At 71.1% G+C, this 12,498-nt stretch carries 12 protein-coding genes and 1 pseudogene; 10 read left to right on the forward strand and 3 right to left on the reverse strand.

All coding sequences use genetic code 11. From position 1 onward, the window contains the following. The 5 genes and pseudogenes from CKO28_RS23635 to CKO28_RS23655 form a co-directional block, all read left to right on the forward strand. Nucleotides 1–596, forward strand: a pseudogene (locus tag CKO28_RS23635) (hypothetical protein); the annotation flags it as partial. A gap of 355 nt (nucleotides 597–951) precedes the next feature. Continuing rightward, nucleotides 952–2,160: an acetyl-CoA C-acetyltransferase gene (locus CKO28_RS23640; protein ID WP_274611073.1), complete on the forward strand. Its 1,209-nt coding sequence runs from the start codon at nucleotides 952–954 to the stop codon at nucleotides 2,158–2,160. Nucleotides 2,161–2,353: 193 nt separating this feature from the next. After that, a complete protein-coding gene (gene phbB, locus CKO28_RS23645; RefSeq protein ID WP_200343354.1) occupies nucleotides 2,354–3,076 on the forward strand; it encodes an acetoacetyl-CoA reductase in 723 nt (240 codons plus the stop codon). A gap of 179 nt (nucleotides 3,077–3,255) precedes the next feature. Further along, the gene (locus tag CKO28_RS23650; RefSeq protein WP_242480778.1) at nucleotides 3,256–3,660 is read left to right on the forward strand and encodes a carboxymuconolactone decarboxylase family protein; all 405 of its coding nucleotides are present in this window, start codon (nucleotides 3,256–3,258) and stop codon (nucleotides 3,658–3,660) included. Between the two features lie 90 nt (nucleotides 3,661–3,750). Beyond that, complete coding sequence (locus CKO28_RS23655; RefSeq protein ID WP_200343355.1) at nucleotides 3,751–4,161, forward strand: PAS domain-containing protein; 411 nt, start codon at nucleotides 3,751–3,753, stop codon at nucleotides 4,159–4,161. A 63-nt stretch (nucleotides 4,162–4,224) separates the two neighbouring features. Here CKO28_RS23655 and CKO28_RS23660 read toward each other — a convergent pair whose 3' ends face one another. Both CKO28_RS23660 and CKO28_RS28995 read right to left on the reverse strand, forming a co-directional pair. Then, the gene (locus tag CKO28_RS23660) at nucleotides 4,225–4,542 is read right to left on the reverse strand and encodes a DUF1488 family protein (RefSeq protein ID WP_200343356.1); all 318 of its coding nucleotides are present in this window, start codon (nucleotides 4,540–4,542) and stop codon (nucleotides 4,225–4,227) included. A 103-nt stretch (nucleotides 4,543–4,645) separates the two neighbouring features. After that, the gene (locus CKO28_RS28995; RefSeq protein ID WP_200343357.1) at nucleotides 4,646–5,191 is read right to left on the reverse strand and encodes a septal ring lytic transglycosylase RlpA family protein; all 546 of its coding nucleotides are present in this window, start codon (nucleotides 5,189–5,191) and stop codon (nucleotides 4,646–4,648) included. Between the two features lie 194 nt (nucleotides 5,192–5,385). Here CKO28_RS28995 and CKO28_RS23670 point away from each other — a divergent pair, with 194 nt between their 5' ends. From CKO28_RS23670 to CKO28_RS23680, 3 genes are all read left to right on the forward strand, one after another. After that, complete coding sequence (locus tag CKO28_RS23670; protein WP_200343358.1) at nucleotides 5,386–5,727, forward strand: DUF1491 family protein; 342 nt, start codon at nucleotides 5,386–5,388, stop codon at nucleotides 5,725–5,727. Between the two features lie 439 nt (nucleotides 5,728–6,166). Then, nucleotides 6,167–7,165 carry a GTP 3',8-cyclase MoaA gene (gene moaA / locus CKO28_RS23675; RefSeq protein ID WP_200343359.1) on the forward strand — a complete coding sequence of 333 codons (999 nt, stop codon included), beginning with the start codon at nucleotides 6,167–6,169 and terminating at the stop codon, nucleotides 7,163–7,165. Nucleotides 7,166–7,264: 99 nt separating this feature from the next. Beyond that, the gene (locus CKO28_RS23680) at nucleotides 7,265–8,692 is read left to right on the forward strand and encodes an amidase (protein ID WP_200343360.1); all 1,428 of its coding nucleotides are present in this window, start codon (nucleotides 7,265–7,267) and stop codon (nucleotides 8,690–8,692) included. A 163-nt stretch (nucleotides 8,693–8,855) separates the two neighbouring features. Here CKO28_RS23680 and CKO28_RS23685 read toward each other — a convergent pair whose 3' ends face one another. Continuing rightward, entirely contained in the window at nucleotides 8,856–9,647 is a 792-nt protein-coding gene (locus tag CKO28_RS23685; RefSeq protein WP_200343361.1) for an SDR family NAD(P)-dependent oxidoreductase, read from the reverse strand. A gap of 203 nt (nucleotides 9,648–9,850) precedes the next feature. On the opposite strand from CKO28_RS23685, the gene CKO28_RS23690 reads away from it, so the two are divergent. Together CKO28_RS23690 and CKO28_RS23695 are read left to right on the forward strand one after the other, a co-directional pair. After that, nucleotides 9,851–10,624 carry an NAD kinase gene (locus CKO28_RS23690; RefSeq protein WP_200343362.1) on the forward strand — a complete coding sequence of 258 codons (774 nt, stop codon included), beginning with the start codon at nucleotides 9,851–9,853 and terminating at the stop codon, nucleotides 10,622–10,624. A gap of 107 nt (nucleotides 10,625–10,731) precedes the next feature. Next, nucleotides 10,732–12,150, forward strand: a complete 1,419-nt coding sequence (locus CKO28_RS23695) for an IS1380 family transposase (RefSeq protein WP_200343363.1) — start codon at nucleotides 10,732–10,734, stop codon at nucleotides 12,148–12,150. The last annotated feature ends 348 nt before the right edge of the window (nucleotides 12,151–12,498 follow it).

Below are 12,498 nucleotides of genomic sequence, written 5' to 3' on the forward strand. Positions count from 1 at the left end.
CCCGCCGCGCCCGCGTCGGGATCGGCGTGGAAGTCCCAGGGCGTGGCCAGCAGGGCGAGGGCGGTGACGTCGCGCCGCAGGCCCGGCTCGCCGCGACCGGGGCGCAGGCGCTGGAGCCCACGATGCAGGCGCTGGGCTATCTGCCGGTGGATGCGCTGCAGACGCTGTTCCAGGGTCTCGACCCCCTGACCGGGGTGCGCAAGTTCCTGACGTTCGCCCGCCTGAACCAGGACAGCACCAAGGCGGAGACGTTCGTCGCGCTGGAGGACTGGCTGAACGACGGCGTGCCGCTGGCCGCCCCGGTCGCGCGCGAATGCCTGTACGGCTGGTACGGCCGCAACGACGCGGCCCGCGGGCGCTGGCGGATCGCCGGCCGCGCGGTCGACCCGGGCCGGGTCAGCCAGCCCGCACTGTGCCTGCTCCCCGCCCAGGACCGGATCGTGCCCCCCGCCGCCGCCGCCGCGCTGGGGGCCGCGCTGCCCAACGCGGAGGTGCGGAGCCCGGCGCTGGGCCACATCGGCATGGTCGTCTCCGGCAAGGCGAAGCGCGAGGCGTGGGTCCCGCTCGCCGACTGGTTGAGCCGCGCGGCCGGGTAGGCTGCCGGCCACCAGCCATCCGGTCGCTGGCCTGCCCGTCGATTCCGCCGGAACCGCGTGGCCGGTCTGCGGCGTGATCCAAAGTCACTGGAAATTCATGGATAGGGTCGGACCGCCTCGTTAAGGTTGGCGGCGGGAGGAGCCCGGGGCGTCCAGCCGACCCCGCGGCCGCGTGGCCGGCAGCCGCCGCGACGCGGCCCGGACGCGCGACGGACCCGCCGCGGGATCGCGCGCCGGGTGTTCGCGGATGCTGTCACCGCGGCGCGCGCACGACACCCTGAGACAGCCGGCGCCTGTGAACATCCGAGCGCGGGCGCCGCCCGACTGCACCGAAGGCCAAGGAGGTAAACAAACCATGGCAGATGCCAGCGTTGCCGGGACCGGCAGCAACATGGACATCGTGATCGCCGGCGGCGCCCGCACCCCGGTGGGCACCTTCAACGGCGGCCTGTCGACCGTGCCGGCGAGCTATCTCGGCACCCACGCGATCAAGGAGGCGATGAAGCGGTCCAAGGTCGACCCCAAGGACGTCGACGAGGTCGTCCTGGGCCAGATCCTGACCGCGGCGCAGGGCCAGAACCCTGCCCGCCAGGCCGCGATCGACGCGGAGATCCCGGTCGAGCGCACGGCCTACGGCATCAACCAGCTGTGCGGCTCCGGGCTGCGCTCGGTCGCGCTGGGATTCCAGGCGATCGCGCTCGGCGACGCCAACATCGTGGTCGCCGGCGGCCAGGAGAGCATGTCCCAGGCCCCGCACGCCCAGCACCTGCGCAACGGGCAGAAGATGGGCGACCTGAAGATCGTCGACACCATGCTCAAGGACGGCCTGATGGACGCGTTCCACGGCTACCACATGGGCAACACGGCCGAGAACATCGCCAAGCAGTGGCAGATCACCCGCGAGGAGCAGGACGCCTTCGCCGCCGCCTCGCAGCAGAAGGCGGAGGCGGCGATGAAGGCCGACCGCTTCCAGGACGAGATCGTGCCGGTGACGATCAAGACCCGGAAGGGCGATGTCGTCGTCAACAAGGACGAGCACCCCAAGGAGGGCGTCACCGCCGAGGGTCTGGGCAAGCTGAAGCCCGCGTTCGACAAGGAAGGCTCGGTCACCGCCGGCAACGCGTCGGGGATCAACGACGGCGCCGCCGCCGTGGTGCTGATGAGCGCCAAGGAGGCCGACACCCGCGGCGTCCAGCCGCTGGCGCGGATCGTCTCCTGGGCGACCTGCGGGGTCGACCCGTCGATCATGGGCACCGGCCCGATCCCGGCCAGCCGCAAGGCGCTCGAGAAGGCCGGCTGGAAGGTCGACGACCTGGACCTGATCGAGGCCAACGAGGCGTTCGCCGCGCAGGCCCTGTCGGTCAACAAGGATCTCGGCTGGGACCCGGAGAAGGTGAACGTCAACGGCGGCGCGATCGCGCTCGGCCACCCGATCGGCGCCAGCGGCACCCGCATCCTGATCACCCTGCTGCACGAGATGCAGCGCCGCGACGCCAAGAAGGCGCTGGCGACGCTGTGCATCGGCGGCGGCATGGGCATCGCGATGTGCGTCGAGCGCGGCTAACCCATCTACGACGGTCGACGCCGGCGGGGCGGGCGGCCCGGGCCACCGGGACCGTCCGCCCCGGGCCGGCGATCGATATAAAGGGCCGAACCAACGGCGGCCGAGCAAGCCGCGACGGTCGAACAAGCGCCCTCGCCCGGGACCGCCGGGGCCACGACAACGAGGGCACGACAACCAGGGGAGGAAGGCAGACATGGCACGTGTGGCACTGGTCACCGGCGGCACCCGCGGCATCGGGCACGCCATCTCGGTGGCGCTGAAGGACGCCGGCTATACCGTGGGCGCGAACTACGGCGGCAACGACGACGCGGCCAAGAAGTTCGAGCGGGAGACCGGGATCAAGACCTTCAAGTTCGACGTCTCGGACGCGGGCTCGGTCAAGTCGGGGATCGAGCAGGTCGAGCAGGCCCTCGGTCCGATCGACGTGCTGGTGAACAACGCCGGCATCACCCGCGACAGCACCCTGCACAAGATGAAGCCCGAACAGTGGGACGAGGTGATCAATACCAACCTCAACAGCGTGTTCTACTGCACGGCCTACGTGATCAACGGCATGCGCGACCGCGGCTTCGGCCGGATCATCACGATCTCCTCGATCAACGGCCAGAAGGGTCAGATGGGCCAGGCCAACTACGCCGCCGCCAAGGCCGGCGTGATCGGCTTTACCAAGTCGCTCGCCCAGGAGAACGCGCGCAAGGGCGTCACCGCCAACGTCGTGGCGCCGGGCTACATCGATACCGAGATGGTCCAGAAGGTGCCGCAGGACGTGCGCGAGAAGATCATCGGGCAGATCCCCGTGAACCGGCTGGGCGAGCCGGAGGAGATCGCCCGCTGCGTGACCTTCCTGGCCGACGACCAGGCCGGCTTCATCACCGGCTCGACCCTGTCCGCCAACGGCGGCCAGTACATGGCGTAGCCCGCGGGGCGTCCCGGGCACGCCGCGCCAGCGCGACCGCCGGCCCCGGATGGGTGCGACCGTCCGGGGCCTTTTCGCGCGCGCCGCGCCCGGCCTAAGCTGATCCCGGGGGCCCGCCGGCGCGCGGCCCGAGCGGCGGCCAGGATACAACCCAAGGTCAGAAGACGGGGAGAAACGCCATGACCAGCATGGTCACGCTGATCGACTACGACCACGCCAGCGCGCGGGTGCGCCACGTTTACGACGACATCATGGCGACCCGGAAAACCAGCCACGTCAACAACTTCTGGCGCGCCCTGGCGCACGATCCGGACACGCTGGAGGCGGTCTGGTCGCGGATGAAGCGCCTGATGGGCAGCGAGGCGGACGGCGCTCTCGACCCGCTGACCAAGGAGCTGATCTACCTCGCGGTGTCGGTCTCCAACGGCTGCGAGTACTGCGTGCGCTCGCACGCCGCGGGCGCGGAGCGCAAGGGCATGACGGCCGCGCAGTACGCCGAGATGCTGGCGGTGGTCGGCCTGGCGAACGAGACCAACCGCCTGGCGATCGGCTACCAGGTGCCGGTCGACGACAGCTTGAGGTAAGCCCGGCGCTTGGCAGGGCAAACAACTGGTTGTACCGTCCGCAGCCGATCCGTCGGGCGGGGCGGCGGCAACCAGTCAGCGGGTTTGGGCATGAACCACCTGCATCAGGCGTACGAGCGGATCCTCGGCAGACAGGCCGAGCGGTCGGCGCTGATCACCGACGCGCAGGCCCCCGACAACCCGATCGTCTTCGTCACCGGCGCCTTCCTGGCGATGACCGGGTACAGCCGTGACGCGGTGATCGGCCACAACTGCCGCTTCCTGCAAGGCCCGGCGACCTGCCCCACCGCGATCGCGGACATCCGCGCCGCGGTCCGCGGCGGCCGGGCCCTGACCCGCGACATCCTGAACTACCGGCGCGACGGAACGACGTTCTGGAACCGGTTGCGGATCCGCCCGGTGGCCGGCCCCGACGGCCGAATCCGCCGGTTCGTCGGGGTCCAGCAGGAAATCCAGGCGTCCGAGGTCTGGCCGGACGCGATCGACGGCATCCACGGCTGACGGGCTTCTTGAAGACAGGGCAAGGGTCAGCTGAAAGCTGATGTCACCCTGCAGCATCTGGCCCTAATGCACGCTGCCGGACGGTTTGGCGCTGCGCTTGGGGACGTCGCGGCCGGTCAGCAGCAGGGCGCCGCCGACGGGCACCGTGGGGCCGGCCTTGCGGCGGGCGACGTCGGCGATCTGTACCCGGTACGCCGCCGCCCCGTCGAGCAGCCGTTCGGCCGACAAGGGCGCCTCGCCGACCAGTTCCTCGATCGCTTCGGCGGCGACGATCACCTCGAGGCGCGCGTGGCCGATCCGCGCGTCCAGGCGCACGGCTTCCGTCTCCGCGTCGTAGCGGGCGTCGGTCTCTTCGAGTTCGAGGCGCTTGGGATCGCTCATCACGCGGCGGACCCTAATCGCTGGCGCGGCCCCGGGAAAGAGCGAAAGACGGGTGCCGCCCCGACCCGTGCCGACCCTACCCGCGGCGGCCCCGGGGCGCGCCCTACTGCAGCGGGCTGTGCAGCGCGCTCACCCGAACCTGCGCCAGGCCCTGCTGCTTGAAGCCGAGCCGCCGGGCGGCCATCCGGGACACGTCGATCAGCCGGTCGGCGACGAACGGCCCGCGGTCGTTGACCGTCAGGATCACCGCGCGGCCGTTGGCGAGGTTGGTGACCTTGACCCGGGTGCCGAGCGGCAGGGTCGGATGCGCCGCGGTGAACGCCTCCTGATCGTAGATCTCGCCGTTCGCCGTCGCCCGGCCGTGGAACGGATCGCCGTACCAGGACGCGGTGCCGACCGCGCTGTAACCGTCGTAGACCTGCGGATCGTAGCGCACGCCGTCGATCGTGTAGGGCTGCAGCCCGCGCCGCCCGTCGTAGGCGACGCTGTCCGCCAGCCAAGCCACCGCGGCCAACGCCAGGACGCCGGCCAGACTGGCCAACTCGGCCGACCGGCCATCGCGCCGCCCGCGATTGGAGCGCGCACGCCGACCGCGCGACCTGCGGGCGGCGTTCTGGCTTGGGGGGCGGTCGGCGGGCGGGACGGGCATGGCAGCGCGCATGCTAGATCAAAATCGCAGAAAACCGAACCGGCCTTGATCGTGAATTCTGCTCTAACTTCCTGACGCATGGGCAAGATTCAGCTGACAGGTGATGCGACCTTTCAGCATCTTGCCCCAGCAATCCGGACGCGCCGCATCACCCGGCCCTCGCCGCGACGGCGAAAGCTCACTACCTTGAGGCCATGGCGAACGACCGTATTCCCACGCACCTCTGGATCGGCGGCCACCTGCGCCGCTGCCACGCCGAGGGCGTGTTCGTGACGATCGCGCACAAGGGCGACCCGACCGGCGGCCTGGTGGTGCTCAAACTCAACATGCTGGAGCACGGCTGCCGCGTGCTCTCGCAGACCCGCGACGTCGACGGCGAACTCGCCTGGATGCCCGCGCTCGACGGCAAGCTGGTCTGCGAAGCCGACGCCGACGCCTACATCCGACGCGCCATCAAGCGCGACCCCGACCTGTGGGCCGTGGAGGTCGAGGACAAAACCGGCTGGCACCCGTTCGAGGGCAAGGTCCTGACGTGACCGCGGTCCTGGTCGGTCTTCCGCCACAGGGCTGAAGTCTCCCACCCACCTGGGAAGAGGCGAGGGACTCGGGAGACGTCCGCGGCCGATACCGTGCTCTCCGCCGCGTCGCGATCCTCTCCTCGCACGCGGAAGACAGGGAGCGTAGTTCTTGCTCAAGGACACTTTCGTCCAGGCGCTTCAGTCGCCGTGTGGGATGCTTCGGGACGCTCCTGCGTTCACCCGCCCGCGACCCTGCCAGCATGAGCGGGTCGCCCGGACACGCCCCGGCCAAAATCGGGGGCGGAAATCCGTTGTCGGATGCGTTATGCTTGCTTGAATATAGCGCTATGCCTGCCACCTCCCGGGCACGGGGTCGCCATCACACGGGCGGCCCTGGCCCGGGGGGTGGGCCCAAGGGCGGGCGCGCACAAGCAGGTCTGGGGAGAGCGAGCCAACCATGAGCCAGCTGGTCGATCCGTTCGGGCGCGAGATCACCTATCTGCGGGTGTCCGTGACCGACCGCTGCGATTTCCGCTGCACCTACTGCATGGCGGAAGACATGACCTTCCTGCCCAAGCGCGAGATCCTCAGCCTGGAGGAGCTCGACCGGCTGTGCAGCGTGTTCGTCGGCATGGGCGTGGACAAGCTGCGCCTGACCGGCGGCGAGCCGCTGGTCCGGCGCAACATCATGTGGCTGATCGAGCGGCTGTCGCGCCACTTCGACAGCGGCCAGCTGAAGGAACTCACCCTCACCACCAACGCCAGCCAGCTGGCCAAGCACGCCCACCGGCTGTACGAGCTGGGCGTGCGCCGGGTGAACGTCTCGTTCGACTCGCTCGACCCCGACAAGTTCCAGGCGATCACCCGCTGGGGCAAGTACGAGAAGGTGATGGAAGGCCTGCAGGCGGCCAAGGACGCCGGCCTGCACGTCAAGATCAACACGGTCGCGCTCAAGGGCGTCAACGACGAGGAGTTCGAGAAGCTGGTGCGCTGGTCCCACGAGCAGGGTTGGGACATCACCTTCATCGAGGTCATGCCGATGGGCGACGTCGGCGAACTGCGCCTGGAGCAGTACCTGCCGCTGTCGATGCTGCGCGCGCAATTGCAGAAGTCGTTCACCCTGACCGACCTGCCGGACAAGACCGCCGGCCCGGCCCGCTACGCCTGGTCGGAGGAGACCGGCGGGCGGATCGGCTTCATCACGCCGATGACCCACAACTTCTGCGAAAGCTGCAACCGGGTGCGCCTGACCTGCACCGGCACGCTCTACATGTGCCTGGGCCAAGAGGACAACGCCGACCTGAGGCAGCCGCTGCGCGCCAGCGACGACGACCAGCTGGTGGAGGACGCGATCCACGAGGCGATCGGCCGCAAGCCCAAGGGCCACGACTTCGTCCTCGACCGCCGCCGCGCGCGCGCCAGCAACCCGCGGCACATGAGCGTGACCGGCGGGTAGGCCCGGCGGAGACGGCCGCATCGGCGGGTCCCTCTCCCGTCGAGGGAGAGGGGCTGGCGGCGCTTGTCTCGCGCGTCCGCCGCCGCGATGCTTTTCGGCATGAAGGTCTCCGAATACCGACAGCACGACGCCGTCGGCCTCGCGGAACTGGTCGCGGCCGGGAAGGTGAGCGCGCGCGAGCTGGTCGAGGCCGCGCTCGCCCGGGCCGACGCCCATGACGCGGACCTGGGCGCCCTGGTACGCCGGCACGACGCGCTCGCCCGGCAGCAGGCCGACAGGGTCGTCCAGGCCGCGTCGCCGCTAGCGGGCGTACCCACCGTGCTGAAGGACCTGGGCGCGCGCCTGACCGGCGTGCCCACGGGCAACGGCACCCGGCACCTGCGGGACCGCCCGAGCGACCACACCAGCAGCTGCGTGCAGCGGCTGCTGGACGCGGGGCTGTGCGTGATCGGGCAAACCAACGCGGCCGAGCTCGGCTTGTCCTATACCACCGAGCCCGAGGACCTGTTCCCGACCCGCAACCCGTGGGACCGCGCGCGCACCGCCGGCGGCTCCAGCGGCGGCAGCGCGGCGGCCGTGGCGGCGCGGATCGTGCCGCTGGCGCACGGCAGCGACGGCGGCGGGTCGATCCGGGTGCCAGCGAGCTGCTGCGGCCTGGTCGGCCTGAAGCCGACGCGCGGGCGCGTGCCCATGGGGCCGACGAGCGGTGACGCCTGGTCCGGCCTCGTCAGCCACGGCGTGCTGACCCGCAGCGTGCGCGATACGGCCGCCGCGCTCGACTTGATGGCGGGCTGGGAGCCGGGCGATCCCTACGCCGCGCCCGCGCCGGACGCGCCCTACCTGGACGCCGTGACCCGCGATCCGGGCCGGCTGCGCGTGGCGCTGTGGACCGACTGGTCGCCTGAAATGCCGAGCGATCCCGCCTGCCGCGCGGCGGCCGAGGACGCCGGCCGGCTGCTGGAAAGCCTCGGCCATGTCGTCGAACCGGCGGAACCGCGGTTCGACCGCGACGCCTTCCGCGCGGCCTTTCTGGACACGGTCGGGGCGCACGCACTGGCCGACCTGAACGCGATCATGCGGGCCACGGCGGGACGCGACTGGACGGCCGGCGACTTCGCCCCGGCGGTCGAGGCGGTCGCCGCCCACGGCCGCGACGCCGGGGTCGAAGCGCACCTGCGCGGGCGCGACACGCTGCAGCGGATCGCCCGCACGGTCGGCCGGTTCCTGGTCGACACGGACCTGATCCTCACCCCGACCCTGGCGCAGCGGCCGCCCGAACTGGGCGTGCTGGACGACGCCCATGCGGGGGTCTGGGCGCTGCACGCCCGGCAGGGCGCGTTCAGCCCGTTCACCGCGCTCGCCAATGCGACCGGCGAGCCCGCGATCAGCCTGCCGCTATGCTGCTCCGACGGCCTGCCGGTGGGCGTGATGCTGCACGCGCCGCTGGGCCGCGAGGACCGGCTGCTGCAGGTCGCCCGGCAGTGCGAACGGGCGCGGCCGTGGTTCGACCGGTGGCCGCGCCTCTAATTCCCTCTCCTCCACTGGGAGGAGAGGGCTAGGGAGAGGAGGTTGCCCCCGGCCGAGCAGCTCCCGCGGCGCCCCAAGCGCCCCTGCCGTGCAGAGCCACCTCACCCTGTCCCTGTCCCCCTACAGGCGGAAAGGGGACCCGCTGTTGGGCCCTGCAAACGGATCAGCCCCGCCGGGTCGCCTTGCTGACCACGCCCATCAGCACGCCCAGGCCGGTGCCGGCGAGGCGGCGCGGCAGGAAGTAGGGGGTGAGCGCGGCGCGCGAGACCGGGCCGGAGACGTGGACCGTGCACCTGCCCAGCTGCTTCAGCCCGTCCGCGGCGATCTCGTCGGGATCGGCGGCGAACGGGAAGCTGCCGGGGCTGAAGCCGGAGCGCTCGCCGAACTTGGTCTTGGTCGGCCCCGGCGCGAGCGCCAGCACGTCGACCGGCTTGCGCCGGACCTCCTCCACCAGCGCTTCCGTCCACGCCTGGATGAACGCCTTGGAGGCGGTGTAGGTCGCGAGGTAGGGCACCGGCTGCACCGCGAAGGTGCTGGACAGGTTGATCAGGCCGGCGCGGCTGCCGTCCAGGCGCGCGCGCTCGATCATCCCCGGCAGCAGCGCGGTCGCGAGCGCGACCGGCGCGGTGCAGTTCAGCTCCACCGTCGCAACCTCGTCGCCCGGCTGGTTGTCCAGCACGGCGCCGTACTTGCCCATGCCGGCGTTGTTGATCAGCAGGTCGACCTCCAGGTCCTCCGCCCGGTCGATCAGCGCCTGCCGGTGCTCCGGCCGGGTCAGGTCGGCGGTCATCGTCTCCACCCGGCGGCCGTCGACCGCGAGTTCTTCCTGCATGTCGGCCAGCCGCTCGGCGTCGCGCCCGGTCAGCAGCAGGTCGGTGGTCTCCGGCAGGGCGCGGGCGAACGCCGCGCCGATACCGCTGGTGGCGCCGGTGACGAGGGCGAAGCGATGATCCATGGCGGTGGGGCTCGGGTCCTGGCTGGTGGGATGTGCGCCGCGCACAGAAGATCGCGCGGGCGCGGCCCTTGTCAAACCTGCGGCCGCGCGGCGCAAGCGCGCGCGTGCGCGCTGGTCACGCGCCCGGCGGTGCGGTTAGGCTTCGCGGGCGCCGCGCCGCGCGCCCCCGTCAGCCCGAGCCCGGAAAGGCCGTCCGTTCGCCCATGACCCGCCGCAAGATCGGCTTTGTCGCCTCCGACGCCCCGGAGGCCGAGGAGGCGCTGGCCCGCCTGACCCGGCGCTACACCAACGTGCCGCCCGAGGAGGCGGACGTGATCGTGGCGCTGGGCGGCGACGGGCTGATGCTGGAGTCCCTGCACAAGCACATGGACCGGCACGTGCCGATCTACGGCATGAACCGCGGCACGGTCGGCTTCCTGATGAACGAATACAGCGAGGACGACCTGGTCGAGCGGCTGGAGCGCGCGGACCTGGTGCAGCTGCACCCGCTGCGCATGGTCGCCGAGCGCAAGAACGGCCAGGGCGAGACGCAGACGGCGCTCGCGATCAACGAGGTCAGCCTGCTGCGCGAAAGCCGGCAGGCGGCCAAGATCCGGGTGTCGATCGACGGCGTGGTCCGCCTGGAGGAGATGATCTGCGACGGCATCCTGATGGCCACCCCCGCGGGCTCGACCGCCTACAACCTGTCCGCGCACGGCCCGATCATCCCGATCGGCGCGCCGCTGCTCGCGCTCACCCCGATCAGCGCGTTCCGCCCGCGCCGCTGGCGCGGCGCCCTGCTGCCCGCCAAGGCGGACGTCGTGTTCGACATCCTGGAAGCCCGCAAGCGCCCGGTCTCCGCCACCGCCGACTACACCGAGGTACGCGACGTCACCCGCGTCACCGTGAAGGAAGACCGCTCGCTGACCACCGACCTGCTGTTCGATCCCGAGCACAATCTGGAGGAACGGATCCTGAAGGAGCAGTTCCTGCCGTGAGCCCGTGTAATTCGCCGCCGGCGAGGTTTATAAGGGTGGCGTGACCCTCGAAGCCGCTGTTACTGGGGCTTCAGAGATCGTGCAAAGACAATACGGAGGGTCACGCCATGGGTGAGTCGTCCCACGTCCTGACGCCTTCGTTCAACCGGTCAGTTCAAGTCGAGGGCCGCGACGAGCGCCTGGGCACCGCCGGCGGGGCTGTGCTGCTGCGCGAGATCATGCAGCTGAGCGGGCTTCGGCGGTTTCTGGCGAACCGGCTGCAGGATCCGCGCCGGCAGGCGGCGATCTGGTATCCGATCGAGGAGCTGGTCTGTGCCTACCTGCTCCTGATCGCCCAGGGCTGGCGGCACGGGCAGGATGCCGACCGGCTCCGCCACGCGCCGGCGCTGTGCATCTCGGCGACGCAGACGCGCGGACCGACGGCCGTCGACCAGCCCCTGCCGTCGCAGCCCACCCTGTCGCGCACGCTCGACATCCTGGCCCGCGGCGACAACCGGGTGATCCTCGCCGAGGCGCTGGCCGCCCTGGCCGGCACCGGCCTCAGGGCCCGGCGGGGCGGGCATCGCAAGCGCGCGATCACGGTCGACATCGACGGCCTGGCGTTCCCGGTCAAGGGCCATCAGCCCGGCAGCGCGTGGAACGGTCACCACGGTTGCCGCTGCTACGACCCGCTGATCGCCAGTAGCGCCGAACTCGGCGACATGCTGGGAGCGGTCCTACGTTCCGGCAACGCCGGTAGCGCCGCAGGGGCCAAGCCATTCATCCTGGACGTCGTCGAGCGCGCCGAGCGGCATCTCTGCCAGGTCGCGCTGATCCGGCTGGACGCCGGGTTTCCCAGTGAGGAGCTCCTGGCGGCGTTGGAAGCCAACGGCACCCCGTACATCGCGCGCCTGAAGGCCAACCCGGCGCTGGACCGGCGCAGCGCGCCGTACCGCAAGCGCCCGCGCGGGCGCCCGTCACACGAGCCCCGGCTGTGGTGCGTGGACCTGTCGTACCAGGCCGGCCCCTGGTCGACGCCGCGCCGGGTCGTCCTGGTGCTGAAGGAGCGCGCGGAAGACCGCGAACTGGACCGGTTCTACCTCGTCACCAGCATCGCGCCCGAGCGCATGACGGCGGAGGAGATCCTGGCGCGCTACCGGCAAAGAGGCACGGCGGAATCGTACATGGGTGAGTTGAAGGAGGTCTGCCATCCCGCGCTGTCCGCCACGGATCGCCCGAAGACCCGCTACGCCGACCGCCCGGTCGTCAGTGCCGGCCAGCTGCCGAGCCAGGCATTCGCCCGCAACGAGGCGCTGCTGCTGCTCAATCAACTGGCCTACCAGGTCCTGCACATCGCCCGGCGCGCCCTGGAGACCGCCCGTGGCGAGGGCGTCAGCCTGCACTGGCTGCGCCGCGCCCTGCTCGTCATCGGTACCCGCGTCGTCACCGGCAGCCGGCAGCTGAAGATCATCATCGAGAACCGGTTCGCCGATCTCTGGGTCGCGGTGATCGAGCGCCTGTATCGTTGGCGCTGGCCACCGCCATGACCACGGTAGCCGCGACATCAGCGACACATCGAACACTTGGCGAGCTGGCCGAGGCAGATGGCCACCACCGCTAACGGCCCCAACGGACTCGCAATACGTGTCGTGCCGGCCGCCGCCTCGCGCCCGCCCGCACTTGGGACTCGTGGCGTTTGAAGCTGGCGCGGCGCGGACTCGCGCCGCTATTCTACGCCTGCGCGTCGTTGATTGGCAGGTCCCGGCAGGTAGAGTCGAGGAGGAGCGCGGTGGCGGTGGGTCCCGGGGAGTAGCCGTTGGCCGGCGGCTTTCGCCGTGTGCCGGTGCCTCAATCCGGGCCGTCGCTCCGTTTCTCCTCCCCGCTCATCAAACCGG

The sequence above is a fragment of the Rhodovibrio sodomensis genome, assembly GCF_016583645.1.
Taxonomy (GTDB): domain Bacteria; phylum Pseudomonadota; class Alphaproteobacteria; order Kiloniellales; family Rhodovibrionaceae; genus Rhodovibrio; species Rhodovibrio sodomensis.